This window comes from Streptomyces sp. NPDC025721, from assembly GCF_055558595.1.
The window spans coordinates 22,670-48,199 of the sequence record NZ_JBVHMF010000020.1; the positions used below are offsets into that span (position 1 = coordinate 22,670).

The 25,530-nt window shown below is 74.2% G+C and carries 22 protein-coding genes and 2 pseudogenes; 11 read left to right on the forward strand and 13 right to left on the reverse strand.

The features are described 5' to 3' along the window. Window positions 1-38: 38 nt before the first annotated feature. Both ACZ4EF_RS25250 and ACZ4EF_RS25255 read left to right on the forward strand, forming a co-directional pair. The gene (locus ACZ4EF_RS25250) at window positions 39-632 is read left to right on the forward strand and encodes a hypothetical protein (protein WP_467506447.1); all 594 of its coding nucleotides are present in this window, start codon (window positions 39-41) and stop codon (window positions 630-632) included. Continuing rightward, a complete protein-coding gene (locus ACZ4EF_RS25255; protein ID WP_355336516.1) occupies window positions 629-1,063 on the forward strand; it encodes a DUF5994 family protein in 435 nt (144 codons plus the stop codon). The genes ACZ4EF_RS25250 and ACZ4EF_RS25255 overlap by 4 nt, the downstream gene beginning before the upstream one ends. Before the next feature lie 12 nt (window positions 1,064-1,075). Here ACZ4EF_RS25255 and ACZ4EF_RS25260 read toward each other — a convergent pair whose 3' ends face one another. Then, a complete protein-coding gene (locus ACZ4EF_RS25260) occupies window positions 1,076-2,149 on the reverse strand; it encodes an alpha/beta fold hydrolase (protein WP_467506448.1) in 1,074 nt (357 codons plus the stop codon). Window positions 2,150-2,372: 223 nt separating this feature from the next. Here ACZ4EF_RS25260 and ACZ4EF_RS25265 point away from each other — a divergent pair, with 223 nt between their 5' ends. The 3 genes and pseudogenes from ACZ4EF_RS25265 to ACZ4EF_RS25275 all read left to right on the forward strand — a co-directional run bounded on the left by ACZ4EF_RS25265 (window position 2,373) and on the right by ACZ4EF_RS25275 (window position 5,228). Then, window positions 2,373-4,043: a SpoIIE family protein phosphatase gene (locus ACZ4EF_RS25265; RefSeq protein WP_355336514.1), complete on the forward strand. Its 1,671-nt coding sequence runs from the start codon at window positions 2,373-2,375 to the stop codon at window positions 4,041-4,043. 48 nt (window positions 4,044-4,091) lie between these two features. Beyond that, a pseudogene (locus ACZ4EF_RS25270) lies at window positions 4,092-4,484 on the forward strand (DnaJ family domain-containing protein); the annotation flags it as partial. Between the two features lie 162 nt (window positions 4,485-4,646). After that, window positions 4,647-5,228, forward strand: a complete 582-nt coding sequence (locus ACZ4EF_RS25275) for a hypothetical protein (protein ID WP_391126729.1) — start codon at window positions 4,647-4,649, stop codon at window positions 5,226-5,228. Here the strand turns inward: ACZ4EF_RS25275 and ACZ4EF_RS25280 are convergent. Beyond that, window positions 5,216-6,298, reverse strand: a complete 1,083-nt coding sequence (locus ACZ4EF_RS25280; RefSeq protein WP_467506449.1) for a TolB-like translocation protein — start codon at window positions 6,296-6,298, stop codon at window positions 5,216-5,218. The two genes, ACZ4EF_RS25275 and ACZ4EF_RS25280, sit on opposite strands and share 13 nt — an antisense overlap. 254 nt (window positions 6,299-6,552) lie before the next feature. Here ACZ4EF_RS25280 and ACZ4EF_RS25285 point away from each other — a divergent pair, with 254 nt between their 5' ends. After that, entirely contained in the window at window positions 6,553-6,825 is a 273-nt protein-coding gene (locus ACZ4EF_RS25285; RefSeq protein ID WP_188284469.1) for a hypothetical protein, read from the forward strand. A 124-nt stretch (window positions 6,826-6,949) separates the two neighbouring features. On the opposite strand, the gene ACZ4EF_RS25290 is transcribed toward ACZ4EF_RS25285, so the two are convergent. Next, window positions 6,950-7,453, reverse strand: a complete 504-nt coding sequence (locus ACZ4EF_RS25290; protein WP_355336511.1) for a DUF5949 family protein — start codon at window positions 7,451-7,453, stop codon at window positions 6,950-6,952. Window positions 7,454-7,741: 288 nt separating this feature from the next. On the opposite strand from ACZ4EF_RS25290, the gene ACZ4EF_RS25295 reads away from it, so the two are divergent. Both ACZ4EF_RS25295 and ACZ4EF_RS25300 read left to right on the forward strand, forming a co-directional pair. After that, complete coding sequence (locus ACZ4EF_RS25295) at window positions 7,742-8,503, forward strand: hypothetical protein (protein ID WP_467506450.1); 762 nt, start codon at window positions 7,742-7,744, stop codon at window positions 8,501-8,503. A gap of 242 nt (window positions 8,504-8,745) precedes the next feature. Continuing rightward, window positions 8,746-9,009 carry a chaplin gene (locus tag ACZ4EF_RS25300; RefSeq protein WP_188284466.1) on the forward strand — a complete coding sequence of 88 codons (264 nt, stop codon included), beginning with the start codon at window positions 8,746-8,748 and terminating at the stop codon, window positions 9,007-9,009. 99 nt (window positions 9,010-9,108) lie between these two features. Here ACZ4EF_RS25300 and ACZ4EF_RS25305 read toward each other — a convergent pair whose 3' ends face one another. Both ACZ4EF_RS25305 and ACZ4EF_RS25310 read right to left on the reverse strand, forming a co-directional pair. Continuing rightward, window positions 9,109-9,978: a tyrosinase family protein gene (locus ACZ4EF_RS25305; protein ID WP_355336509.1), complete on the reverse strand. Its 870-nt coding sequence runs from the start codon at window positions 9,976-9,978 to the stop codon at window positions 9,109-9,111. Window positions 9,979-10,080: 102 nt separating this feature from the next. Continuing rightward, window positions 10,081-10,554, reverse strand: coding sequence for a tyrosinase family oxidase copper chaperone (locus ACZ4EF_RS25310; protein ID WP_391042324.1), 474 nt, complete (start codon window positions 10,552-10,554; stop codon window positions 10,081-10,083). Window positions 10,555-10,884: 330 nt separating this feature from the next. On the opposite strand from ACZ4EF_RS25310, the gene ACZ4EF_RS25315 reads away from it, so the two are divergent. Continuing rightward, a complete protein-coding gene (locus ACZ4EF_RS25315; protein ID WP_467506451.1) occupies window positions 10,885-12,888 on the forward strand; it encodes a glycoside hydrolase family 26 protein in 2,004 nt (667 codons plus the stop codon). 36 nt (window positions 12,889-12,924) lie between these two features. Here ACZ4EF_RS25315 and ACZ4EF_RS25320 read toward each other — a convergent pair whose 3' ends face one another. From ACZ4EF_RS25320 to ACZ4EF_RS25355, 8 genes and pseudogenes are all read right to left on the reverse strand, one after another. Continuing rightward, entirely contained in the window at window positions 12,925-14,022 is a 1,098-nt protein-coding gene (locus ACZ4EF_RS25320; protein ID WP_467506452.1) for a GNAT family N-acetyltransferase, read from the reverse strand. Window positions 14,023-14,282: 260 nt separating this feature from the next. Next, entirely contained in the window at window positions 14,283-14,984 is a 702-nt protein-coding gene (locus ACZ4EF_RS25325) for a YveK family protein (RefSeq protein ID WP_467506453.1), read from the reverse strand. Window positions 14,985-14,992: 8 nt separating this feature from the next. Further along, window positions 14,993-16,153 carry a glycosyltransferase gene (locus ACZ4EF_RS25330; RefSeq protein ID WP_467506454.1) on the reverse strand — a complete coding sequence of 387 codons (1,161 nt, stop codon included), beginning with the start codon at window positions 16,151-16,153 and terminating at the stop codon, window positions 14,993-14,995. A gap of 140 nt (window positions 16,154-16,293) precedes the next feature. Continuing rightward, window positions 16,294-16,977, reverse strand: a pseudogene (locus ACZ4EF_RS25335) (polysaccharide deacetylase family protein); the annotation flags it as partial. A gap of 286 nt (window positions 16,978-17,263) precedes the next feature. Next, a complete protein-coding gene (gene murJ / locus ACZ4EF_RS25340) occupies window positions 17,264-19,204 on the reverse strand; it encodes a murein biosynthesis integral membrane protein MurJ (RefSeq protein ID WP_467506455.1) in 1,941 nt (646 codons plus the stop codon). Next, window positions 19,201-20,640: an O-antigen ligase family protein gene (locus ACZ4EF_RS25345; protein WP_401851088.1), complete on the reverse strand. Its 1,440-nt coding sequence runs from the start codon at window positions 20,638-20,640 to the stop codon at window positions 19,201-19,203. Before ACZ4EF_RS25345 ends, murJ begins: the two co-directional genes overlap by 4 nt. A gap of 3 nt (window positions 20,641-20,643) precedes the next feature. Next, window positions 20,644-21,957, reverse strand: a complete 1,314-nt coding sequence (locus ACZ4EF_RS25350) for an exopolysaccharide biosynthesis polyprenyl glycosylphosphotransferase (RefSeq protein ID WP_391159573.1) — start codon at window positions 21,955-21,957, stop codon at window positions 20,644-20,646. Between the two features lie 884 nt (window positions 21,958-22,841). Then, complete coding sequence (locus tag ACZ4EF_RS25355; protein ID WP_467506456.1) at window positions 22,842-24,017, reverse strand: glycosyltransferase; 1,176 nt, start codon at window positions 24,015-24,017, stop codon at window positions 22,842-22,844. Window positions 24,018-24,457: 440 nt separating this feature from the next. Between ACZ4EF_RS25355 and ACZ4EF_RS25360 the strand changes: the two genes are divergently transcribed. Together ACZ4EF_RS25360 and ACZ4EF_RS25365 are read left to right on the forward strand one after the other, a co-directional pair. Beyond that, a complete protein-coding gene (locus ACZ4EF_RS25360; protein WP_355336500.1) occupies window positions 24,458-24,868 on the forward strand; it encodes a rodlin in 411 nt (136 codons plus the stop codon). A gap of 326 nt (window positions 24,869-25,194) precedes the next feature. Continuing rightward, on the forward strand, window positions 25,195-25,428 hold the full coding sequence (locus ACZ4EF_RS25365; protein WP_355336751.1) for a chaplin: 234 nt from the start codon (window positions 25,195-25,197) through the stop codon (window positions 25,426-25,428). Window positions 25,429-25,530 lie beyond the last annotated feature (102 nt).

The window sequence follows — 25,530 nt, forward strand, 5'->3', positions numbered from 1 at the left end:
CACGCGCGGCCGGTGCGGGGACGGGGGCCGATCCGCGCATGGCGGGTACGGCCGGGCCGCCGCGGGACCGCGCCGGGGCCGGGCGCGACGACGCGGCGCGGGACGCGGCGGCGGCCACCGGCTCGGGCTCCGGCTCGGGCTCCGGCTCCGGCTCCGGCGGCGCGGAGCGGGCGCTGCCCGCGCCCGGCTTCGCCGAGGTCAGCATCGTGGCCGCGACCCCTGAGGCGGCCCGCAGGATCGCGCAGGTGCTGCGCTTCCGCTTCGCCGCGACCGAGCAGCCGCCCCCCGGCCGCCCGGTGGTGGACGAGGACGGCGGCACCCGGCTGCGGCTGACCGTGGACACCGTCCACTTCCCCGACGCGGGCCCCTTCCAGCTCCGCCTGGTCGGCGGCGAGGAGCGCGTACGGGACGGCACCGGGACGGCCGAGGTCACGGGCGTGACCGGCGTCACCGAGGCCGCCCAGGACCCGGACGTCAGCCGAGGCACGGACGTCACCGAGGGGACCGCCGCCGACGTACCGCCGCCCGTACGTCCGCCGTCGCCGCCCCGCCCGCCGCGGCCCGCCCCGAACACGCGCTTGGCACCACCCACCACCCCGGACGAACCGTCCGGAGACAGGCCGACACCATGACGATCACCACCGCGACCGAGACACCGCCGCCGCTGCCCGCCTGCGCCCTGCCGGTCTGGGACGGGCCGCCCGCCCGGCTGTCCCTGATCCACCCGGGCGGCAGCCCCGTACGGATCGACGGCGCCTGGTGGCCGCGGACCCGTGACGTGACCAAGGAACTGCCGCCGCTGCTCGCCGCGTTGAACGGCCGCTGGGGCCGGATCACCGACATCACCCTCGACGCGGCGAACTGGCTCGACGGGCCCTCCGCCCTGCTGCTCGGCGGCCACACCCTCCGTATCCACCGCTCCACCACCACCGGCCACCGCGACTCGGTGTGCCTGCTCTGCCGGGGCGTCGGCCGCTGCGACCTGCTCGTCGTCCCGCCCGAGACCCCGGAGCGCCAGGCCCGTCAGCTCCTCACCACCTCGACGGTCCCCGTACGCGGCTGACCGGGCCCGCCCCTAGACCGCTCGCGCGTACCCGTCCAGCGCGTCCCGTACGTGGCGGGACATCGTGGCGCTGCCCTTGTGGCCCGCGTCGTCCACGACGGTGAGGGTGGCCTGCGGCCAGGCGGCGGCGAGGTGCCAGGCGGTGTCGAGCGGCGAGCTGAGGTCGAGGCGGCCGTGGAGCAGGGTGGCGGGGATGCCCCGCAGCAGGGGCGCGTCGCGCAGGAGGGCGCCCTCTTCGAGCCAGGCGCCGTGCGAGAAGTAGCGGGCGCAGATCCGGACCATGGCGAGCCGGGCGGCGGAGGGGCGGTCGCTGTACGGGCGGGCGGAGCCGCTGGGTTCGAGGGAGAGCACCGCGTCCTCCCACGCGCACCAGTCGGCGGTGGCCCTGGCCCGTACGGCCGGATCGGGGTCCTCGGTGAGGCGCGCGTACGCGGCGACGAGCCCGCCCGCGATGCCGCCCGCCGTATCGGACGCCATGCCGAACGCTGAGCCGGTCGCTATGCCGGACGCTATGCCGGACGCCGTGCCGGGCGCCGTACGTGACCCCGTGCCGTCGTACGCCGGACCGGCCGCCGCGCGGAAGGCCGCCCACTGTTCGGGGAAGAAGCGGCCGACGCCCCGGTAGAGCCAGTCGATCTCCGCTCTGCGGGTGGTCGTGACGCCGTTGATGACGATCTCCGAGACCCGCTCGGGGTGCCGCTGCGCGTACGCCAGGATCAGCGTCGAGCCCCAGGAGCCGCCCGTCAGCAGCCAGCGGTCGATGCCGAGGTGGACGCGCAGGCGTTCCATGTCGGCGATCAGGTGGTCGGTGGTGTTGTGGGTGAGGTCGGTCGCCGGGTCGCTCGCGTGCGGCGTACTGCGCCCGCAGCCGCGCTGGTCGAACAGCACCGCCCGGTACCGCTCCGGGTCGAAGTCCTGCCGGTGCGACGGCCTGCACCCCGAGCCGGGGCCGCCGTGCACGACGAGCGCCGGCCTGCCCTCGGGGTTGCCGCAGGTCTCCCAGTACACGAGGTTCCCGTCGCCGACATCGAGCATGCCCCGGTCGTACGGCTCGATCGGCGGGTGGCTCCGCTGCGCCTCGGTCATGGCGGTCCGTTCCTCTCGACGGGCGCGACGCCTCAACCGTCGAAGCGCCGGGCGGCTAATCTAACAGCGCTGTTATATCAGCCCGCGCCCCGCGCCCCCGACCCCGCCGAGCCTCTCCGGACCCCGAATCCCCGGACCCCCGGACCCCGTAGGACCGGCCGCCGCGCGGCCCCTCCGCCGTCCCGATTCGCGGCCCCGCGGCCCTGCGTGCACTGTGGAACAGGTGAACGCGGATGAGTCGCTGTGGCGCGCGCTGCTGGAGGGGACGGCGGCGGGTGTCGCCGTACTCGGCCCCGACCTGCGCTACCGGTACGTCAATCCGGCGCTCGCCCGGATGAACGGCGTCGAAGCGGCCGCGCACATCGGCAGGACCATCGCCGAGACGGTGCCGGGCGTGGACGTGGGCGAGGGCGTCCTGCGGATGGTGCTCGCCGACGGCACACCGCGCGAGCTGCTCTCCAGCGGCCAGACCCGGGCCGATTCGCCGCACACCACGCGCTACTGGCAGTGCACGTACCACCGGCTCCAGGGCCGGGACGGCGGGGTGGGCGGGATCGGCGCGGTGATCATCGAGGTCAGCGAGGACCACGAGGCGCAGCGCGAGCTGGAACGGGCCAAGGAGCGGCTGCTGCTGCTCGACGCGGCGGCCGTCCGGATCGGCTCCACGCTGGAGATGGACCCGACCTGCCAGGAACTGGCCGACCTGCTGGTCGAGGTGATCGCGGACACCGCCACCGTCGAGGTGCTGGACAGCGGCCCGCGCGCCCGCCGCCGCCCCCCGCCGGACGGCGCGCTGCGGCTGCGCAGGGCCGCGATGGCCGCGCGGCCCGCGCTGCGCGAGCGGGTGCGGATCTTCGGGACGCCGGGGGAGTACGTGGTCTACCAGCGCGGCTCGGCGATCCCGACCTGCCTGGAGACCGGGCGTCCCGTGGTGCAGAATCTGCCGCGCGACGAGGAGATCGCCCACTCCGCGCCGAACGCCGAGCGGGTCGCCGCCTACCGCGCCGCGGGCATCCACTCCGTGCTGGTCGTGCCGCTGAGCGCCCGCGGCGACCGGATCGGCACGGTCACGCTGATCAGGGCCGGGACCTCGCCCGGCTTCGACGACGAGGACACCGCCATCGCCCGCGCGCTGGCCGACCGGGCCGCGATCAGCCTCGACAACGCCCGCCGCTACACCCGCGAGCACGGCATCGCGGTGGAGTTGCAGCGCGCCCTGCTGGCCACGCCCGGCGCCCCGCACCCCGGGGTCGAGGTGGCCACCCGCTATCTCCCGGCGGGCGCCACCGACCTGGTCGGCGGCGACTGGTTCGACACCCTGGCGCTGCCCGGCGGCGTGACGCTGCTGGCCATGGGCGACGTGATGGGGCACGGCGTCGAGGCGGCCGTCGAGATGAGCCACTACCGCTCGATGCTGCGCGTGGTCGCGGGCGAGGGCGACGCGCCGGACCGCGTCCTGCGCCGGATGGACGCGCTGCTGGCCGCCGCGGGCGCCCAGCGGCCGGGCACCTGCCTGCTGGGCCTCGCCGACCCGGCGCGCGGCGGCTGCTTCTTCGCCAGCGCGGGCCACCTCCCGCCCGCCGTCGTCACCCCCGACGGCCGTGTCCGGCTGCTCGCCGTACCGCCGGGACCGCCGCTCGGCGCGGACCTGCGGGGCACGTACGAGACGGTGTACGTGCCGTGGCGCGCGGGGGAGACGCTGCTGCTCTACACCGACGGGCTGGTGGAACGCCGTACCGAGGACATCGACGCCTCGCTCGCCCGGCTGGCCTCGCTCGTCCTCCCGCCCGACGGTGAACCGCTGGACGCGCTCCTGGCCCGGATCGTGCACCGCCTGGCGCCCTCCGCCGCCGAGGACGACGTCGCCCTGCTGGCCGCGCGGGCGCGGCCGTAACCTGGTACGTACGCCACCCGCTGCGTGCGCCCACGTGAGGAGCGAGGTATGACCGACCGCAAACCCGCCGGTGTCTCCTTCGAGACGTGGGTGGACAAGCAGATCCGCGAGGCGGAGCAGCGCGGCGACTTCGCCGAACTGCCGGGCGCGGGAAAGCCGTTGGCCTCGCTGGACACCCCGTACGACGACTTGTGGTGGATCAAGGGCAAGATGCACCGCGAGGGCCTGTCCGCGCTGCCGCCGACGCTCGTGCTGCGCAAGGCGGCGGAGGACGCGACGGCCGCGATAGCGCGGGCGCGCTCCGAGCGGCAGGTGCGGCAGATCCTCACCGAGATCAACGACCGCATCCGCGAGGCCCTGCGCCGTCCCCCGGAGGGACCGCCCCTCAACCTCGGCCTGTTCGACGTCGAGAAGGTCGTGGCGGACTGGCACGCGGCGCGGGCCGTCGGTACGGGCACGGACGACAGCGCGGATACGGATACGGGTACGGGTACGGGTACCGCCGCCGATAGCGATACCGATACCGATTCCGGCAGGGGCGGGCGGCGGACGGGGTTCGGACGGCTGTTCCGCAGGGACCGTTCCGCCTGATAGGGATGGGCCGTGCGCTTTGACTCCGTGCCGATGCCGCCGACCGTCGAGGTCAGGCCCCGCGACCCGCGCGGCTACCCGGTGCCCGCGATCACCCCGTGGCAGGACGACCAGCCGCAGTTCGCGCTGACCGACTACGACCGCAGCGCCAACTGCGCCCGGCAGCGGCTGTGTTCGGTGTGCGACACGCTGATGCCGCGCGGCCCGGTGTGGCGGGTGGTGGGCGGTTCCGAGAGCGCCGCGATCGGCGAGGCGCTGGCGGCCGGGCGCCCGTACCGCAATCTCGCGCCGACCCTCGAAGGGCCCGGCCACCGCGCCTGCATGCTCTACGCCTCGATGGTCTGCCCGTATCTGGCGCGGCCCAACGCGCGGCGCGGCCTGGACGCGCGGAACCCGGACGACATGACCGCTCATGTCGTCCGGGGCGCGGTGCGCGGCACGCTGGGCGCCGTCGTCGGTTTCGCCGACTACGAGTTCGCGGTCACCTCGTCACAGGTGCTGTTCCGCTTCGTCGACGTGGTGGAATTCCTGCCGCACGACACCGCCGACGCCCATCTGGACGCGCTGCGGGCCGAGTTGGCTCAGGCGCGGTAGGCCGGGAGCCCGACGTAGTCGGAGACCTTGACCGGCGCCTGCGAGCCGTCCACGGGCAGCCGCACGATGCCGTTGGGCGTACGGGCCACGACCGTCCTGCCGTTCGGCTCGAAGGCGGGCTCGGTGTAGTCGGTGGTCGCCTGCGGGGTCAGGTCCTTGTACACGGGCGCGCCGTCGTGGGGCGTCTCCAGGAACAGGTGGTCGTGGCCCCCGACGGACCGGACGAAGACGATGCCGTCGTCCTCGGTCGGCCCGATGGCGGGCTCGGACCCCGGGGTGAGCGCGTAGCCCTGCTGCCGCAGGTAGTCGTCGCGGATGTAGACGTTGCCGTCGCCGGTGTTGGCGTAGACGGCGGTGCCGTACTTCCCCGCCGAGCTGGGCCATACGTTGCCGGTCTGGGGCAGCGGCTTCACGTTCTCGTCCGACTCGTGGTTCAGGCTCAGCACCTTGGGCGTGCCGCCGTGCGCGGTGGCCGGGACGCCGTACAGCCGGGCGGTGCCGCCCTGGCGGCCGGCGAAGAGGATGTTGTCGAGGGCGGGAAGGCCGTTCTGCGGGTCCTTCGCGCGCACCTGCCAGGTCGGGTGCGACCAGTTCTGGTCGCCCGGGTTCCTGGCGACGATCACGCGCCCGCTGCCGTCGGGGTCGCTGACCGCCAGGTCGCCGTCGCCGTCGATGAAGGCGGCCTTCGCGCCGTTCGGCGACCAGGCCAGGTCGCGGACCTCGGTGCCGAAGTCCACCCGGGTGCCGTTCATGACGACGTAGCGGGTGCCGTCGCTGATGGTCAGACCGGAGTGCGCGGTGCCGTTGAGCTTGGTGCTGCTGCCCACCGGGCTGGCCCCCGAGCCGTTGGCGCCGTCGTCCCCCGCGTTCTCCCCGGTGCCGCCGCTGCCGCCCTTCCCGCTGGGGGTGGGCTGACCGCTCGCGCCGCTCGTCGCCGAGGGCGCCGGGTCGGAGGCGGTGCCGTCCGCGGGGCCGCAGGCCGACAGGAGCAGGGCGGCACCCGCCGTGATCCCGGCGGTGAGCGCGATGGCGGCGGCGGTGCTGCGACGGCCACGGGCACGAACGGACATATCGGGTTCCCCCCAGGAACGGATGCGGTGCGGCGTTCTCCGGCCGCTCGCGGCGGTCTCCCGCTGTTCCGGCCGGCTCCGGCTGTTCGTGCCGGTGACACAAAGAGTGCTCCCGCAACGTCCGTCTCCTGTGCTGCCGTTGTCACGCCAGTGCAACAGCGGGGGCGCGCGCGGCGGGAGGGCCCGCGGTCCCGCGCCGACCAGGACCGGTACGGTCCGCGTGCCCTGCGGGCGGTTCGCGCGTTGTATCGATCATGAACGTAAGCCGAATCCTCACCACCGCCGCCGCCGGTTCCTTCCTGATCGCGGCGGGCGCCCCCGCCGCCATGGCCGCCGAGCAGTCCGCCGACCTGGGCTCCACCCTGAGCAGCACCGCGATCACCGCGAGCGCCGCGGGCGAGCAGGCCAAGGGCGCCACCGCCAGCGTGCTCGGCGACTACAAGGTCGACCAGAAGGTCCAGGACGTGAAGAACGTCGCCCAGGCGGGCACCGACGCGGTCACCGCCGCCAACGACCTGGTCCACTGACCCGAGCCGGACGCCGTACGCACGGGACGCGTGCGGGCGCGTAGGCACAGACCCACCACACGCAGGGGCGCCCCGCGGGACTTCTCCGGTCCGGCGGGGCGCCCCTGCGCGCGAGTGTCGGGCTCTAACCCTTGAGGGTGCCCACCGGCACCAGGCAGTGCGCGGCGGTGCCCAGGACGTCGGTGTCCCCGGCGAAGCCCTGGAGGGTCTCCTCGGTCACCGGGGTGCCCGGCTTGGCCTCGGGCCACGGGCGGGTGGCGAGGATGAAGTACACCGCGCCCCGGTCCTGCGCCGCGGCCACCCACTGCTCGGGCACCGGGCACGCGGCGTGCAGGTACGGCATCGTCAGCACGGCCTTGCCGCCCTCGACCAGCACCTTCACCGGGACGTTCGGCGCCTGCTTGACGTCGAGGATCGCGCCGCCGACCGGCAGCCCGACCTCCTCCGCGACGGCCAGCGCCGCCTCCTGACCCGACTCCGGGCCGTCCGGCCCGTCACCGAGCGAATAGGCCATCAGGAACGGCATGTCGCGGCCGTCCTCGTGGTGTTCACCGGCCCACGGAATCACCACGAGGGTGCCGAGTCGGCGCTGGAGGGCGGAATTCAGGGCGGTATTGGTCTGGCTCATGCGCCGGACCCTAACCGCCGGGAGAGCCCGGCCGGGGCGGATATCACCTCCGCGGGCGACCCGAGGCTCCCGGATTCCTCCGTTAGGGGAGAAGTCGGCCGCGCGTACGCACCCTAACGGCCCATCAGGGTGATGTGGATCGGCAGCGGTTGAAAACGGGAAATCCGCAGTTCACACAGTTCGCGCCGCCACCCTGGTGGGCGGCGGCCATTCTCAGCAGTTGCGGTAATACCGTCTGCTTTTCACGGTGGTGGCGTAGCTGTTCACCACCGAAGGGAACTGTTTTCCATGCGTACCCACCGGATCACCGGCGTGGTCGTCGCCTCCGCGCTCGTCGCCACCATCGCCGGCGGCGCGCTCACGACGACCGCCGCTGCCGCCACCCCCGCAGACACCAAGCCCGCGGGCACAGTGACGGCACCGGCCGCGCCGGACGCGACCGCGCTGCTCGCGCAGGCCAAGTCACTGGGAGACGTGGCAGGCGTGCTCACCCCGGTCACGAAACTGGTCCAGGACGTGCTCGCCAAGCCCGGCACCGTCAAGCCCGAGACCATCACCGCCGACGCCGCCGGGGCCAAGTCGGCGATCGACGCGGCGAAGGCCGCCGCGCCGGCCGCCCCCGCCGCCCCTGCGGCTCCCGCTGCCCCTGCGGCTCCCGCTGCCCCGGCGGCTCCCGCGGCTCCTGCCGCCCCGGCTCTTCCCGCCGCTCCCGCCGCGCCCGCGGTGCCGAGCCTCGGCAGCCCCTCGGGCAAGGTCGCCACGCAGCCGTCGGCCAAGCCGTCCGCCACGCGGGACCTGAAGGCCGACGCCCTCACCGCGCTCCAGACGGCCGTCGACAACCTGGTCAAGGCGTCCACGGCCGGTGACCCGGCGGGGCTGCTGACCGCCGCCACGGCCGTCGTCACCGGCCTGGTCAACGTCGTCGTCGCCACCGTCCTCGGCGGTGGCCTGCCGGCGCCGAACCTGCCCGGTCTGCCCGCCCTCCCGACGCTGCCCGGCGGCCTCCCTTCGGCCCCCGGCCTCCCTTCGGCCCCCGGCCTGCCGCTCTGACCGAGCGCCGGGCGTAGCCGGAGCCGTGGTTCACAGGGTTCCTGAGCGGCGCCACGAGCCGTGCTCCGGCCGGATGTGACACCCGAAGGGGTGAGCGCGAACAGCGCTCACCCCTTCGGCCTATTTTGATACGCCGTCACCGATTCAGCCCAACATGCGTGACTATTCGTGATCTCCCCCCGTTGCGCACAGCGTCAACGCCGCAGGTATTTGCGGTTGGGTTTCGTCTCAGGGAGATCTTGATGTCGCGTATCGCAAAGGCGGCGGCCGTCACCGCCGCGGCGGGTGCCGTTCTGGCCGCCGGCGCCGGTATGGCTGTTGCCGACTCCGGCGCGCAGGGTGCCGCTGTCGGTTCGCCGGGTGTGCTGTCCGGCAACCTCATCCAGGTGCCCGTGCACGTCCCGGTCAACGTCTGCGGTAACACCGTCGACGTCATCGGCCTGCTGAACCCGGCGTTCGGCAACCAGTGCGCCAACGTCTCCGGGCACGACGGCGGCGAGTGGTAATTCCGCGCCACCGCGGCCTCCCGTCACCTTGTGTGCGGGAGGCCGTTTTCTTTTCCCTCGGCCCGTCACCCTCGGCCCGTCACCCGCGGCGCGAGCGCGTCAGCTCTCCTCGTAGCGGTAGAACGAGCGGTGGTCGAAGTAGTCCGACGGCTTCTCGTTCCACGGCGGCATCAGCTCGTTGCTGCTGATCACGCGGCCGTGCTCGGGGTCCTTGGCCGACAGCGGCATGGACGGCAGGTACGCGGACTTCGGGTGCAGCCGCTGCCAGCGGATCCACACCAGGTCGAGGAAGGCGTGGTGCATCCAGAACACCGGGTCGTTCGGCGAGGTGCCGCCGATCATGTGACCGCCGACCCACTGGTGGACCCGGTTGTGCAGGTAGCCGCCCTTGGTGTCGCTGACCGTCCAGCCCTCGATCTTGTTCCTGAAGCCCTTGGTGGACGGGGCGGAGTTCCACGGCGCGACGTCGTAGACCGGCATCGCGAGCGCGTTGTCCAGCTCCGCCTTCGTCGGCAGCACGATCGGCCGGTCGGGCCGCCCCATGTTGCGGGTCAGGTACTTCTCCTGCGTGACCCCGTAATTGATCGGCCAGTCGCCGGTCTGGTACGCGAACGGGCCCGTCATCACCTGGCCGTCGCTGTCGCGGCCGTTGCCGCCCATGAAGTCCGGGCCCCACAGAGAAGAGCTCTGCGCGTTGTCGTACGTCCAGTCCCAGTACGGGATGGTGACGCCCGGGTCGAACATCTGGAGATCGGCCTCGAACTGGAGCAGGAACCGGCGGTGCCAGGGGAAGAAGGTCGGTGCCATGTGGGCGACCCGCAGCCCGCTCTCGCCGTCGGCGGCGAAGTACTTGCCGTGCGTGATGACGTACTTGTCGTAGCCGCCCACGCGCTTGAGCTCCAGCACGGCCTCGACGAACCGGGAGCGTTGGCTGCTGGTCAGATGCCGCTGATTCATTCGCGTGTACACAGGAACTGACCCCTCGGCGGTCGTACGGCGCTCAGCCGTCAGTGGTGGCGCGTGGTGCCGCGCTCAGTGGTGGCGCTCAGTGCGGGCGCCCGTGGACGGCGCTCAGTGGTGGTGCTCCGCGGTCGTGGACAGCTGGGCGCGGCCGAGCACGTCGACCGCGCCGCGGGCGGTGCCGAGGGCGGTGGGGAAGGGCTGGTAGTGGTTGGCCATGCTGATGAAGCTGCCGTCCACGCGCCGCATCACGTGCAGCGGGCGCCCGTCGATCCGGATGTCGACGCCGCTGTCCCGCGCGGAGCTGAACCCCTGGATGCGGCGCCCGCGGTAGACCTCGTCGAAGAGGGCGGCCCCCGCGCCCGGCACCGGAGCGGGCTCGTACCCGGCGGCGGCGGTGTCGTACCCGGCGGCGGGCTCGGCGACCGCGGTGTCCGACTGCCTCGCGGCCAGCATCGGACGCAGCGCCGCGGTGGTCCCCGATACGGCGGCCACGGTCGTGATGCCGCGCCTGATCAACCGCCGTCGCGTCGCCACCCGGGGTCGTGAGTGTTTTCCGCTGCCGTTCTCGATGGCTTCGCTCATGTCCGACACACTCCTCTCCTCCGGCCGTTTCCGCGGCTCATCATGCCGCCGTAGGGGTGAGTCACCCGGATAATCGGTGGGCGATGCAAGGAATTTCATCCGCCCGAGTGATATCGCGATCGGCCCGGTGCCGGTATTGACGGACCGCCAGGTTGTTTGAGGCCGGGTAGGAACTGTCGTGGGAACCGCTTTTGGTCTACGCCAGGGGGCGCGCTTATTACTCATACGTTATGACTGATCGTTAGGAGTCCGATTTCCGTGCGGTCGCACGGCGGTCACCGCACCACGCACCACGCACCACGCACAGCGGACAGCGAACGAGGAGTGACCATGGCCAACCGACGCCAGTGGCTGACGGGTGCGGGCGTCGGGTTCGTGTCGGCCGCCTTGATCGTGTCAGGACTGTCCGGCATCGCGGGTGACCCGCCGGGCGCGGGCCGCCGCCTGGTCACCGCACTCGCCGGTGCCGTCGGCGCGGAGGGCGCCACGGGACCGGGCGGCCCGGACGGCGTCAACGGGTCGAGCGGCGCCAGCGGATCGAACGGCCCTGAGGGCCCTGACGGCTCGAACGGTCCCGCCGGTGCTTCCGGGTCCACGCCCACGCCCCCGCCGCGCGCCTCGTACGCCCCCATGGGCGCCTTCACCGACTCCGGCGCCGAGGGCGTAGCACGGATCGGCGCCCTGGAATCCTGGCTCGGCGGTACGGAGGCGACGGTCGGCCATACGTATCTGCCCGGTGACGACTGGTCCGGCATCGAGGGCAGCGGCGGGCTGCTCCAGCCGTGGGCCGCCTGGAAACGCGCGAAGCCCGACCGGCTCTTCGTCCTCAACGTGCCGATGCAGGAGCACAACGAGGACCGCGTCCCCGACCGCGACGTACGCGAACTGATCCAGGAGGGCGCGCGCGGCGACTTCGACGGCCACTTCACCCGGCTCGCCCACCGGCTGGTCGACCTCGGCGTGCCCGACACCGTGATCGTCCTCGGCTGGGAGATGAACGGCACCACGTACACCCACCGCTGCGGGCCCGACCCGTCCGGCTGGAAGACGTACTGGAACCGGATCGTCAAGGCCATGCGCGCCGTCCCCGGCCAGCGCTTCCGCTTCGACTTCACGCCCAACCGCGGCCAGGACGCCATCGGCTGGACCGAGTGCTACCCCGGTGACGCGACCGTCGACATCGTCGGCATGGACTCCTACGACCAGCCGCCCGGCGAGACCTTCTACGACCAGGTCAACGAGGCGTACGGGCTCCAGGCGCAGGTCGACTTCGCCGACCTGCACGGCAAGGAGATCTCGTACCCGGAGTGGGGCCTGTTCAGGAACGGCGACAACCCCGACTACATGCGGCAGATGCTCCAGTGGATCAACGACCACCAGCCGGTGTACCAGACCATCACCGACTACTGCCCGCACGGCGTGTGGCAGTGCACGGAGAACCCGAAGTCCTCGAAGGTGTATCGCAACGCGCTGTTCGACCTGAAGCCGGCGCCTGCTCCTTCAGAGACGCCGACGCCGACGGAGACGCCCACGCCTTCGGATACGCCGACGCCGACGGAGACCCCGACGCCGACCGGCACTCCGACTCCCACGGACACGCCGACGCCCACGGATACGCCTACGGTGACGCCGACGCCCACGGATACGCCTTCGGGCACGCCTACGGATACGCCGACCCCCTCGGTCAGCCCGTCCGCGACGCCGACCGAGACCCCGACGCCTACGGACACGCCCACGGTGACGCCGACGCCGAGCGGTACGCTCACCCCGGAGCCGTCGCTGTCGCCGAGCCCGACTCCGACCGCGCCGACGACGCCCTCGGTGTCGCCGTCCCCCGACCTGTCGCCGAGCCCGGCGGTCAGCCCGAGCGCGAGCCCGACGCCCAGCGTGCTGCCGCCCGTGACGCCGACCCCGGCGCTCACACCCGTGGCCGTACCGACTCTGCTTCCGGCCGTCACGCCGGGCCCGACGCCGGTGCCGCAGGCCGGGCCCTCGCCGCTGCCGCCCGTGGTGGAGGCGTGCCTGCCGCTCCAGCTCAGCGAGGAGATGCAGAAGCAGTACGCCAGCGGTCAGGTCTGCATCAAGCTGCAACCGAAGGCGCCGGGGGAGCAGACGGCGACGCCGACGCCGAGCGCGTCGACACTCGGTTCGCCGACGCCTGGTTCGCCGACGCCGACCGCGCCGACGTCCGAGTCGCCGACGCCTGAGGCGCCGACTCCGGCCGTGCCGACGACACCGACACCCACGTTGCCGCCGACGGCCACGTCCGCCGTGAAGCCGGAGTCGGTGCAGGAGGCCGCGCCCGCGACGAGCCCGACGCCGCCGGCCGGCTAGCCGCAGGGCGGCTTACGCGCCCTGACGCAGGGCGGCTCAGGCGCCGTGAGCCTTGCCGCCGCGCCTGGCGAGCCGGTCGTTCAGCCCGGCCCGCCAGGCGCGCAGCACCGGCAGGCGGCGCTTGGCGGTCGCGGCCAGGCGGGTGCGGGCGGCGGCCAGGGCGACGCGGCTGTGGAGGACGACGGCCAGCGGGCGGGTGGTCAGCAGCAGGCGGCGGTTGGCGAGGTGGTCGGGGCGCCAGTGGAATTTGTGCGGCTCCGCGCCGCGCAGCAGGCTGAGGGCGGCCCGGCCGCCGTCCTGGGTCTGCCGGACGCCGTGCCGCATCAGCAGCGTCGTGACGTCGACCTTGGTGGTGCGCAGGTCCGGGTGGGCGCCGTAGAGGTAGCCGCCGGCCAGGCTCGGGCAGAGCACGGTGAGATTCGCGGCCACCACCTCGCCTCCGAGGCTGAACTCGGTGACCGCCGCGTCGCCGTTCGCCACCATCAGCCGCGCGGCGCGGGTCAGGTGCTCGGCGAAGCGCGGGCGTACGTGCTCGGGGGTGACCCCTCGGCCCTGCCACTGGAGCAGGTGCAGCCGCAGCATCGTCTCGACGGCGGGCGCCACCTCGTGCGCGGGCACCGCGCGTTCCTCGACGCCCGCCGCGTCCAGCTTGCGCAACTGCGAGCGGATGCGCTGGCCGCGCGAGCTGCCGACCCTCGCGATCAGGCCGTCCATCGGCAGGCCCGGCAGCTCCAGGCAGACCGAGTCCTCCAGGTCCTTGCGCGGGCCGCGCCACGCGCCGTACACCCGCTCGGCCGCCGCGCCCGGCCGTACCTCGCGCAGGTCGATCACCGCCGTCCGCGCCAACCGCCGCAGCGCCCCGGTCAACGCCGCCGCGTACGCCGGATCCGCGTCGTCCACCAGCACGTCCGCGTAGTCCGTGATCGCCCCGCCGAGCGCCACCAGCACCGGCACCGGCCGGTACGTCACCATCAACGGCGCCGCCGCGACCAGCTCCTCGCCTCGCCGCACCACCACGACCCGCAGCCGCCCGCGCTTGCCGTACGACAGCCACCACGAATACAGCCACGCGTGACTCTGGAACGGCGTCGCCGCCCCGCACCGCCCGTACAACCGCCCCCACTGCGCGGCCATCCCCCCGAACGCCTCGCCGTCCCGGCACACCTCCACCCTGAGCCCGCCCCCGTCCCCGTCCGGTGCGCCGATGTCGGCGCCGGGGGCAGTGCGTGGCTCGGATACGCGTCCGGCCGCGTTGCCGCCCGTGCTGCCGGTGGTCGCTTGCGGTGCCTGCGCTGGCGTGGGCGCAGCCGTCGGCGTTGTGGCAGGCCCGGGGGTGGGCGGGGGCTTCGGGGGTGTCTCGGGCGTGGGCCGGGGGTGGGCGGAGGCGGGGGTGGTCATACGGATTCCCTGGGGATCGCTGTCGGGGCGTGGCCCGGGGTGGGGGCCGGGAGGGAGGCGCCGTAGGCGGGCTCGCGGCGGGAGCGGGGGCGGACCAGGAGGAAGAGGGCGCCGAGGAGGCCGCCCGCGCTCGCGCCGACCGCCGCGGACAGGGCGGTGGAGGGCGAGGAGGGGGAGGTCGGGGCGGTGGCGGGGGAGAAGACCAGCAGGCGGACGCCGGTGCTGCCGGCGTTGCGGTTGCCGGTCGCGGCCAGCGAATCGGCCACGGCGTTGGCGACCTTCGCGGCGGTCGCCCCGCGCCGGGCCGTCCCCGTGATCGAGATCATCGGCGCGTCGGGCGAGGTCGCGGCCTGCACGCTGCCCTTGAGGTCGTCCACCGCCATCCCGGACGCGGCCTGCGCCCCCGCGAGCACCGCGGAACCGGTGACGACCCGCCCGTACGCCTGCGCGAAACCGGTGGTGGTCGTCGCGTCGCCGTGCTGCGGCACCACGATGACGTAGCTGGTGGCGGCGTACTGCGGGGCCGCCGTCAGGCCGTAACCGAGGCCGCCCGCGAGGCCGATGCCCAGGCACAGGGGCAGCGGCAGCCAGCGCGGCGGCGTCCGCCACGAAGCGCGGCGCCCGCGCCCCTGCCTGCCCGCGGGGGCGCGGCTCTCGTCGCGGATCGCGGCCTTCTCCTGCACTGCGGTGTCCTGCATGAGCGGTCTCATTTCTTCTGTCCCGGCCCCACGCCGGTGGCGGATGCGGATGCGGATGTGGTTGCCGTTGCGTACAGCCGCATCACGCGGTCGGCGGTGTGGGCGATGTGGTAGCTGTCGACGGCGGCGGGCACCGGCAACCGCCGTACGCCCGCGCCCTGTTGGGCGTGGAGCGCGGAGACGAGGTCCCGCGGGCCGGTGCCGATCCGGCGGGCGCCGGGCGCGCTGTCCGGCGGCAGGTCCTCGATCGCGGGGCACGCGGTGTGCAGCACCGGCAGCCCGGCCGCCAGCGCCTCGATCATGGCGAGCCCGAAGGACTCCTCGCGCGACGCGGACACGAAGACGTCCATCGCGGCCAGCAGCGCGGGCATGTCGGGCATGACACCGCTGCCGTCCTCCCCGCCCGCCGCGCCCACCAGATGCACGCGCGGCGCGACGCCGGTCGAACGGGCCAGCCGCAGCAGGGCGTCGTGCTCGGGCCCGGTGCCCGCGACGAGGAGATGGGCGTCCGGGACACCGGCCAGCGCGCGGATGACGGTGTCGAAGTTCTTGCCCGGTACGAGCCTGCCGACCCCGCCGACGACGAACGCCCGCTCGGGCAGACCGAGTTGGGCCCGCGCGGCGGCGCGCACCGCCGGGTCGAAACGGAAGCGGGCCGGGTCGATGCCGTTGGGCACCAGGTGGATACGCGGGTCGGGCACGCCCCACTCGCGCAGCCTGCGCGCGACCGTCGCGGAGACGGCGACGGTGGCCACGCCCAGCCGTTCGGTGGCCCGGTACAGCGCGCGGGTGCCACGGGTGAGCGGGCGGCCCTCGATCTGGGAGTCGCCGAGCGAGTGCTCGGTGGCCACGACCGTACGCACCCCGGCCAGCCGCGCGGCGAGGCGGCCGTAGACGCACGCGCGGTAGAGGTGGGTGTGCACGACGTCGTACCGGCCCGCCCTGATCTGCCGGGTGAGCCGGGGCAGCGCGGACAGGTCGCGGTTGCCGGTCATGCCCAGGTGCGTGACGCGTACGCCGTCGGCGCGCAGCGCGTCCGCGACCGGGCCGGGGTTGGTGAGGGTGATCACCTCGCTCTCGCAGGAGGCGGGCAGGTGGCGTACGAGCAGCCGCAGTTGCTGCTCCGCGCCGCCGATGCCCAGACCGGTGATGACGTGCAGGACCTTCACCTGGGCTCCTCCGGAGCGGCCGTCCCCCGGCCGGACCCCGGGCCGGACCGCGCGCTGGTCTGCCCGCCGTCCCGCACGCCGGGCAGGACGCTGATCCCGTCTCCCGGCACGGGCGTCGGCGCGGGCGCGGCGGGCGGCCCTCCGGCGGCCGTCGCCGTCCGCAGCTTGTGCAGCAGCCGCTTGGCGTTCAGCCGTCCCGCCGCGTCCCGTTGGCCGACGTACGCGCGCGGCAGCGCGAACGTCCCGGCGAGCGGGCCGGGGTCGACCGAGCACGCGTAGCGGTAACCGGCGCTGCGGGCGGCGGCCACCGTGCGGGCGTCGGTCGCGCCGTACGGGTAGCAGAAGCCGTCGGGCTCGTGGCCGGTGATCTCCCGCAACAGCTCGCGGCTCTCAGTGAGTTCGACGGTCAGCTCGTCCTCGTCGACCGCGGTGAGGTCCAGGTGCAGCAGGCCGTGCGAGCCGACCTCCATCCCGGCCGCCGCCGCCGCGCGGATGCCGTCGGCGGTCAACAGCGGCTTGCGCGGGCCCTGTTCGTCCCAGGCGTTGACGCCGCCGAGCCTGCCGGGCAGCACGAAGACCGTCGCGGTGTGGCCGTACCGGAGCAGCAGCGGGACGGCGTACTCCAGGAAGTCGGCGTAGCCGTCGTCGAAGGTCAGCCCGACCATGCGGCTCGCGCGTCCGGCCGCGTGGGCGCGCATCAACTCGCCGACGCCGACGCCGGTCAGGCCCCTGCGGCGCAGCCACTCCAGTTGGCGGCCGAGCCTTTCGGGCGAGACGGTCACCAGATACGGGTCGTCCCGGCAGTCGCCCACCGAGTGGTACATCAGCGTCCACGGCAGCGCGGCCTGCCGCCTGCGGCTGCGCGCGGCGCTGTGCGCGCGGGCCCGGTCGGCGGCGCTGTCGGGCCGGGGACCTGGGACGGGTCCTGAGCCGGAGCGGGCGCCGGAGACGCGCACGGGCGACGGGCGGAACGCGGTCGTCCGCGCGGTGGTGCGTACCGAGGCCGGTCCGCTGGGGGACACGGGCGCGGATTCGGGGGCCGGGCCGGGGGACGGCCTGCGTACGAATCGGAGGACGGATTCCGGCGCGGAGCCGGGCATGGCGTTCGAACTAGGCATGGGACAGCCTTCGTTTCGCTGTGGCGAGCAGGTGCGGAACCTCCGGCACCCGCACCGCGGCGGCCGCCGCGGCGAAGGTGACGGGCACGGCGATGCAGCACACCGCCGTCGCGGCCAGCGGATCGGGGATCAGGGATCCGAGGCCCCAGCCGGCGACGGTGGCCACCGCCGCGGCAAGCGTGATCCGGCCTACGCCGGTGAGGAGTTGGCGTGCGCCGATCGCGATGGTGTGCGCCGCGAGGCCGCGGACCAGCAGTCCGGCGGTCACGGTGATCCCGGCGGCGTTGCCCGCCGCGATGCCGTACGCGCCCCACGCGCCGACCGTCGCCGCGTCGGCGCCGATCGTGACGAGCAGGCCCGCGGACATGGCGGCGGCCGGGTACCAGGTCGGCCGGGCGGCCGAGAAGTACGGCCTGATGAGCGCGCCCACCAGGCTCTGGCCGAGCAGCCCGAGCGCGTACACCCGCATCACGGCGGCCGTCGCCGCGGTGTCGGAGGCGTCGAACGCGCCGCGCTGGAAGAGCACCTGGATGATCTGCGGGGCGCAGCCGATGATGAAGGCGGTGCCGAGCAGCACCACGACGCACACCACCGTCAGGTCGCGCTGCACCTGCCGTCTGGCCCGCTCCCGGTCGCCGCGGGCGAGCGCCTGCGAGACGACGGGGAAGGTGACCGTGCAGATCATCACCGACAGCACCATCGGCATCTGCGCCACTTTCTGCGCGTAGTTGAGGTGCGAGATCGCGCCCGACGGCAGGGGCGCGGCGAAGAACCGCTCGATCAGCACCTGGGCCTGGCGGCTGACGGTGAAGAAGATGACGGGCGCGACCAGGGCGAGGCCGAGGCGGGACGCCTTGGGCCGCGTGGGGAGTTGGGGGCCGGTCCGGACGCGGGGGGCCCGGTGGGAGCGGGCTCCGGCGCTCGCTCGGCCGCCTGCCGGGGCGGATTCGCTTGCCAGGGACGGCGCTTCGGTCCCGGACCGGCCCGCGTTCCTCAACTGCCCCTCTCGCTGGGGCTGTTCGGGAATGGCTGCGGTCTTCGCCGGTACGGTCCGCCGCCCGGTGCGCAACTCGGCCAGAAACGCGGGCAGTTGGATGAGCACCATCAGCAGCCCGCCGACCGCGACACCGGCCGCTGCGGCCCGCGCGCCCCAGCGGGCGTGCAGCGCGAACAGCGTGCCGATGATGCCGACGTTGTACGCCACGTAGATCGCGGCGGGCGGCAGGAAGCGGCGGTGGGCGCGCAGCGCGGCGCTCAGGTACCCGGCGAGGCCGAAGGTGAAGACCGTCACGGCGGTCAGCCGCGTGCAGTCCACCGCGAGGCGGTGGTCGGTCAGTCCGGGCGCGAGGACGTCGACCACGAGCGGCGCGGCCACCGCGATGGCGGCTCCGACGGCGGCCAGCAGCAGCGTCAGCCGCGGCAAAGTGGCGGCCAGCAGGGCCCGTACGGGATCGCCCGCCCGCGCCGCCCGGCCGTCGGCCGCCCTTCCGTCCGCCCGCCTGCTGAGGGCGGCGGCGAAGGCCGGTACGAGCAGCAGCGCCATCGCGTCCTCGATCAGGACGGTCGCCGCCAGCTCCGGGACCGTCCACGACACGAGGAACGCGTCGCTGGCCGCCCCGGCTCCGAAGAGGTGGGCGATGGCCTGGTCGCGCACCAGCCCCAGCACGGAACCGGCCACCGACAGCACGGCGGTGACCAGGGCGGCCCGCGCGAGCCCCTTCGACCCCCGGTCGCCCCCGGAACCGGAACCGGAGCCGGGACCGGAACCGGAGCCGGAGCTCGGGCCGGATTCGACGCCGGTGTCGACGCCGCTTCTGGCGCCGCTTCCGTTGCCGTTGCCGTTGCCGTCGCCAGGAGCCGGGTCCGGGGCTCGGAGCGTACGGCCGGTCGGCGCGTCGTCCTCGTGGGCGGCGGTCGCCGCACTCGCGGTCATCGGCGGCGGCCGTCCGTGGCGTCGGCGCTGAGGTCCGCACCGGCAGCGGCGTCCGCCGCGGGCGACAGCGCCCACCAGGCCGTCAGGCCGAGCAGCACCGCGGTCAGCACGGTGGAGGGCCCGCCGATGTCGGCGTAGAGGAAGTCGACGCACTGCCAGATCAGCAGCCCGACGGCGGCGAGCCCGCTCGCGGCGGCGCCCGGTGCGCGGTTGCCCGCGCGGCGGGCGCGCAGCAGACGGTCGGTGCCGCGGGTGAGGAAGGCGGCCCAGCCGCCGACGAGGAGAGCGAAGCCGATCAGACCCTGCTCGCTGAGCGCGAGCAGATACATGTTGTGCGGCGACAGCAGCGGTTCACGGGTGAAGCGCTGCCCGGCCCCCGCCGTGTCGCTGCCCGACGACAGCGCGAGCGAGGCGTGCCCGTCGCGCTCGTCGGGGAAGCGCTTGAGGCCGACGCCGGTCGCCGGGTGCTGGCGCCACATGCTGACGGCGGCGGCCCACAGCGTGTACCGGTCGGTGACCGAGGGGTCCGGGTCCGCGGTGACCTGCGTGATGCTGCTGACCCGCTGCCCGATCATCTGCGAGCCCACGCCGAGCCCGCCGACCAACAGCACGGCGGAGGCGGTCAGTACGCCGAAGACGCGCAGCGCCTGACGCCGTCCCGACAGCACGATCATCGCCGCGCACGTGACGGCCGTGGCGATCCACGTACCGCGGCTGAAGGACACCGCCAGCGGTACGAGCAGCGCCGCCGCGCAGGCCAGCGCGGCGGGGCGCAGCCAGCGGGGCGCGCCCGCCGCGGCCGGTACGAGCGCGCAGCCGGTGGCGATGACCAGGCCGTACGCGACGACCGTCGCCATCCCCATGATGTCCGAGGGGCCGAAGGTGCCGACCGCCCTGATGTCCTCGCCCATGTAGGAGGCGCCGGTCGCGGTCGCGTACTGCCACACGCCGATCGCGCCCTGGACGAGGGCGACCGCGACGACGGCTCCCGCCACCACCGCGAAGTCCCGCCGGTCGCGCAGCAGCAGCACCAGCGAGGCGGGCACCAGGACGAACACCTGGGCGTAGCGCAGGAATCCGGCGAGGCCGGCCGCCGGGTCGACCGAGGTCATCGCGGACAGCGCGAAGCCGACGACGGGCGCGCCCAGCACCACCGCGGCGGTCGCGGTCAGCGGCCGTGCCCGGTCGCGCAGCAGCCGTACGGCGACGGTCAGGATGAGTACGGCGGACGCGGCGTCGGCCGGGGTGACCTTGCCCGAGGTGCTGACGTCGCCCGTGCTGACCGGCGCCGCGAGCAGCAGCACGGTCGCCAGGGCGGGCAACAGCGGTGCCAGCCAGCGGTATCGGGCGAGGCCCGGGGGGATACGAGGGGCGGGTTCGGCTCTGTGCGCGGGCGCCGTGTTTCGCGCGGGCGCGGGCGTGGCGATCGTGGCCATGATTCAGCTCCCACCGAACCGGAAGAGCGAAGTCGCCGTGCGGGCGAGGATTCTGACGTCCTGCCAGAGCGACCAGCTGTCGATGTAGTGGTTGTCGAACCGCGCGCGGTCGGCGATCGAGGTGTCGCCGCGCAGCCCGTGCACCTGGGCGAGCCCGGTGATGCCGACCGGCATCCGGTGCCGGTCCTGGTAGCCGGGGTGGGTCTGGCTGAACTGCTCGACGAAATACGGGCGTTCGGGGCGCGGACCGACCAGGCTCATGTCGCCGCGCAGCACGTTCCAGAACTGCGGCAGCTCGTCGAGCGAGGTGCGCCGCAGCAGTCGGCCGACCGGGCTCACCCTGCGGTCGTGCGCGATGCTCCAGCGCGTCGCGGACTCGCCGGGGTCGGCCGGCCGCAGCGTACGGAACTTCAGGAGGGTGAACGGGCGTCCGCCCAGGCCGATGCGCTCCTGCCGGAACAGCACACCGGGGCCGTCGGTCAGCCGTACCGCGAGGCCGCAGCCCGCGAGGACCGGCGCGAGCGCCAGCAGGGCGGCCGAGGCGAGCACGATGTCGAGGGCGCGCTTGCCCCAACGGCCGGGCGGTGCGGGCGGATACGGGTCGAGGCGGCGGCACGCGAAGCCCCACAGGTGGCCGGGGGCCGCCTGGCCGTCGCCGGGGCCGGGACCCGCGGTGACCTGCCACACGCAGGCGCCCTGCGCGGCCAGCAGCCGTACCGTCGCGGTCGTACGCGCGTCGAGCGGCTGCGGTCCCGCGACGACCGCGTACCGCACCGAGTTCTGGATCACCGCGCGCGTGATGTCGCCGTGGCCGGTCAGCACCGGCAGCGGGAAGTCGTCGGGCGCGGTGCCGTGTCCGGGCCCCGGGCCCTGCTCCTGCCCCGGCACCTGGCCGGTGGCCGCGATGCCCACCGGGTGCATCCCGTACTCGGGATGCGCGTGCAGCACGGCGGCGACCTCGCGTACGGACCCGTCGCCGCCCACGATCAGCGTCGATCCGGGGTGCAGCCGCGCGTACCGGCGCCGCGCGCCGTGCACGACCCCGCGCAGCACCCACTGGCCGAGCACGGTCAGCACGAGCGCCGTCAGCAACTCGCCCCATCCGAGGGCGCTTTCGGGCGCGGTCGCCGCGGCCGTCACGGCCACCAGGCCCCACGCCAGCGTCGCGCACAGCGCCAGCGCCGGCACCTCGTCCGACGCCGTCGGCGCGAACCCCGGCCGGTACAGCCGCGCCCTGCGCAGCGCCGGGACCAGGCACCCGAGCAGCGGCGCCAGCAGCAGCGGCCCCACATCCGCCCGCACCGCGAACGCGCCCATCAGCGCCGCCGCGCAGTCCGCCGCCACCAGCGGCCCCGCCACCCGCTGCCGAAACGCCCGATGCCGCGGTCGGGACACCGTCGCGGGCGTCTGCCGCGGTGCCGACGCGGGCGTCTGCCGCGACGCCAACACGGGAGCCCGCCCTCCGCCGTCGCCGCCCTGCCCCACGACCACCCCGAGCACCCGCCCGGCCGAGGACGCCTCAGCCGCCTGCCCGTTGCCCCGCCCGGCTGAGCCGGTCCCGGGCCCCGTGTCCAGCGCGACACCGACCCCCCGGTCGACGGCCCGCCCGGGCGCCGGGCCCGCAGCGGCTTCCGGCTCCTGGCCGCGCGTGACGGCGCGGGGGCGTTCCGGGGTGCGGGTGGCAGTCGCGGGGGTCGTGGACTCGGGGCGTGGGCCGAGGGTGAAGCGGAGGCTGCGGTCGCCGCCCCACCTCGGGGGCGTGCTGGATGCGGTGTCGGAGGCCGGGGCGAGCGCGAAGCTGAGCCTGCGGCCGGCGGCGCGCGCGGGCGCCGGTTCGGGCCCGCCCCCTTGGGCGCGGTCACCGCCCTGGCCGGGCGTCGCCGTGGCGTTCTCCGCAGCCTGGCCGACGACGCCCAGCACGCGCTCGCCACGGCCCCCGCTCGCGGGCGCGCGGTCGGCCGTACGGGCCCCGGGTGCGGGTGCGCGGTCGGACGTACGGGCCCCAGGTGCGGGTGCGCGGTCGGCCGTACGGGCCCCGGGTGTGGCTGCACCGCCTCCGGACGTGGGCGCGCGGTCGGGCGTACTGCCTCCGCGGTCGGGCGTACGGCTCCCTGGCGCGGGTGCGCGGTCGGCGGGGCGGCCTCCTGAGGGGAGGGGGCGGCCGGTGGGGGTGGGCGGCGGCACGCGCGCGCTCTCCCACGTCATCGGGTGACCCTCTCGGTGGGGCGGCCCGGCTGGGGCAGCGCGAGGACGTCGCGGTAGAGGTCGGCGACGGCGGCAGCGGTTCTTCGTACGTCGTGCCGTTCGCGGACGTGCGCGAGCGCGCGGCGACCGGCGTCGGCGCGCCGTACCGGATCGGTGAGGAGCCGCAACAAGGCGTCGGCGAGGGCGCGTTCGTCCTCGACCGGGACGACGGAACCGGCGGCGTCGGCGGGCGGCACGCTCTCGCGGGCGCCGCTGACGTCGGTCTGGACGACCGGCCGTCCGCAGGCCATCGCCTCCAGGGGCGCGAGCGCCATCCCCTCCCAGCGGGACGGCAGGACGACGACGTCGGCCGCGCGGTACCAGGGCGCGGTGTCCACGGTGCTCCCGGCGAACAGCACACCGGGCGGCGCGTCCCGCAGCAGCGGCCGCAGCGCCGGGCCTTCGCCGACGAGCACGAGACGGGCGTCCGGCAGCCGCTCGCTGACCCGGGGCCACGCCCTGAGCAGCACGTCCTGGCCCTTCTGCGTGCAGAGCCTGCCGACGCACACGACCAGCGGGGTGTCGGGCCCGAGGTCCGACAGCGCGGGCAGCGCGGCCCGCGCCGAACCGACGTCCGCCGAGGGCGTGAAGTGCGTGAGATCCACGCCGTTCGGCACGACCGCCCACGTACCCCGTACCCCCGCGTCCTGTCCCGCGCGCCGCTCCGCGTCGCTGACGCACAGCACCCGGTCGGCCCAGCGGGCGGCGTACCGCTCCCAGCGCAGCGCGGCCCGCGCGGTCGGTCCCGTGACGGCGTCGAACGACCAGGCGTGCGGCTGGAAGACGGTCGGCAGGCCGCCGCGTACGGCCAGCCGTACCGCGAGCCCGGCCTTGGCGCTGTGGACGTGCAGCAGGTCGGGGCGGACGGCACGGATCAGCCGGGCGACGGTACGGACCTCGCGCGGCAGGCCGGGCCCCGGCGAGCGGCCGGCCTGCCACCGTACGACGTGGCCGCCGGCCGCCGTGACGGCTTCGGGGAGCGCGCCGTGCGGCGGACAGGCCACCACCGCGCGCGTACCGCCGTCGAGCTGGGCCCGGACCAGGTCCGTGACGACGCGGGCGACTCCGCCCTCGACGGGCTGGGTCACATGGAGCACCGTCAGCCCGGCGAGTTCGTACTGGTGTTGCGGCATCGCGCGCCGTCTCTCTGTCCGTGACCATCTCCGTGACCGTCTCCGGTGGACCGACCGGGGCCGAGGAGAAGCCGATGGGTTTGCTGCGTGTCATGTGCGCGCCCGCGCGTTCGAGCGGGCTGCGTGGAGTCAACGAATCCCGTGCCTGTCAGGTAATCCTCGTGAAACAGGAATGCACGGTCGCAGACCTCGGCGCACGATTCACGTAAGGCGCGCGGCCCGCCGAGCAGGACGAATGTCTTATGACGATCACATGACCGGTGTTGACGAGACGTCAACCCACGTCACCGCCGTCACCCTTCCGATACGCCCTGGCGCCCGGCCTCCGGGGGTTCTATCCATTCGGGTGAAACATCATTACTAATCGCCTGGGAGCCGGTTGGTCAGTGCGACCCATGTAGACCCATGTACAGGGCAATCTCACCCAAGAAGGACCAACCGTGATCAAGAAGTTCCTCGCCACGGCCGCCGTCGCCGTCTCCATCGCGGGCGTCTCGGCGTCGGTGGCCCCCTCCGCAATGGCCATCGGTGACGACCACGGAACCACCACCGCCAACGGCAACGGTTCCGAGCAGAGCTACGGCAACACGTACACCAGCGGTTACATGAGCCCGTCGTTCGCGCTGGTCCAGGGCTCGCTCAACAAGCCCTGCCTCGCGCTGCCGCTCAAGGGCAACGTCGGCTCGCTGGTCGGCGTCGTGCCGGTCACCGTCCAGGACATCAACGTCCTGTCGTCGCCGCAGAACCAGCAGTGCACCGAGAACTCCACCCAGGCCAAGGGCGACGAGCCGCTGTCGCACATCCTGGACAACATCCCGGTGCTGTCCGGCAACGGTGCCGCCAACCACTGAGCCATTCCCCTGGCTCCGTACGGCCCCGGCCGTCGACTTTCCGTCGACGGCCGGGGCCGTACGCGTTTTCCGCGCCGGGTTTCCGCGCCGGGTTTCCGCCCCGCGCCTTCCGTCCCGCGCCTTCCGCCTCGGGGTTTCCGCTCCGGGCGGAAAAAGCCGAGCCATTCGAGTGGATGATGGAAGGCGCCGCACGCTGGGGAGTTGCTTACGGTCGGCACCCGTCGTTAGCCCGGTCGGTAGTGGTGTTCACGGACGCGGATTTCCTGTGTCCGGCCCGTACGAAGGACGTGCTGGTGCCAGACACCGCTCCGGAAAGGGAGCTCAACGTGAAGTACTCGAAGGTCGCGGCGGTCGCTGCCGGAACGCTCATGGCTGTGGGTGTCGCGGCCCCCGCGTTCGCCGACTCCGACGCCAGTGGCATCACCTCGCACTCCCCGGGCGTCCTGTCCGGCAACAGCATCCAGGTGCCGATTCACATCCCCGTGAACGTGTGCGGCAACACCGTCAACGTCATCGGTCTGCTGAACCCCGCGTTCGGCAACACCTGCGTCAACAAGTGACGAAGTGAAGTGACGTCGTCCTGTCAGGCCGTCAGGTTCTGATCCCGGACCGCCCCGGAGCGTGTGCGTCGCGCTCCGGGGCGGTCCGTCTTACGGGATGGG

Coding starts and splice junctions, on each gene's coding strand:
- ACZ4EF_RS25325 (WP_467506453.1), bottom strand. CDS start 14,984: ATGCAGGACACCGCAGTGCAGGAGAAGGCCGCGATCCGCGACGAGAGC.
- ACZ4EF_RS25295 (WP_467506450.1), top strand. CDS start 7,742: ATGCGTACCCACCGGATCACCGGCGTGGTCGTCGCCTCCGCGCTCGTC.
- ACZ4EF_RS25345 (WP_401851088.1), bottom strand. CDS start 20,640: ATGGCCACGATCGCCACGCCCGCGCCCGCGCGAAACACGGCGCCCGCG.
- ACZ4EF_RS25320 (WP_467506452.1), bottom strand. CDS start 14,022: ATGGCCGCGCAGTGGGGGCGGTTGTACGGGCGGTGCGGGGCGGCGACG.
- ACZ4EF_RS25355 (WP_467506456.1), bottom strand. CDS start 24,017: ATGCCGCAACACCAGTACGAACTCGCCGGGCTGACGGTGCTCCATGTG.
- ACZ4EF_RS25300 (WP_188284466.1), top strand. CDS start 8,746: ATGTCGCGTATCGCAAAGGCGGCGGCCGTCACCGCCGCGGCGGGTGCC.
- ACZ4EF_RS25350 (WP_391159573.1), bottom strand. CDS start 21,957: ATGGGCGCGTTCGCGGTGCGGGCGGATGTGGGGCCGCTGCTGCTGGCG.
- ACZ4EF_RS25255 (WP_355336516.1), top strand. CDS start 629: ATGACGATCACCACCGCGACCGAGACACCGCCGCCGCTGCCCGCCTGC.
- ACZ4EF_RS25310 (WP_391042324.1), bottom strand. CDS start 10,554: ATGAGCGAAGCCATCGAGAACGGCAGCGGAAAACACTCACGACCCCGG.
- ACZ4EF_RS25285 (WP_188284469.1), top strand. CDS start 6,553: ATGAACGTAAGCCGAATCCTCACCACCGCCGCCGCCGGTTCCTTCCTG.
- murJ (WP_467506455.1), bottom strand. CDS start 19,204: ATGACCGCGAGTGCGGCGACCGCCGCCCACGAGGACGACGCGCCGACC.
- ACZ4EF_RS25280 (WP_467506449.1), bottom strand. CDS start 6,298: ATGTCCGTTCGTGCCCGTGGCCGTCGCAGCACCGCCGCCGCCATCGCG.
- ACZ4EF_RS25260 (WP_467506448.1), bottom strand. CDS start 2,149: ATGACCGAGGCGCAGCGGAGCCACCCGCCGATCGAGCCGTACGACCGG.
- ACZ4EF_RS25250 (WP_467506447.1), top strand. CDS start 39: ATGGCGGGTACGGCCGGGCCGCCGCGGGACCGCGCCGGGGCCGGGCGC.
- ACZ4EF_RS25290 (WP_355336511.1), bottom strand. CDS start 7,453: ATGAGCCAGACCAATACCGCCCTGAATTCCGCCCTCCAGCGCCGACTC.
- ACZ4EF_RS25315 (WP_467506451.1), top strand. CDS start 10,885: ATGGCCAACCGACGCCAGTGGCTGACGGGTGCGGGCGTCGGGTTCGTG.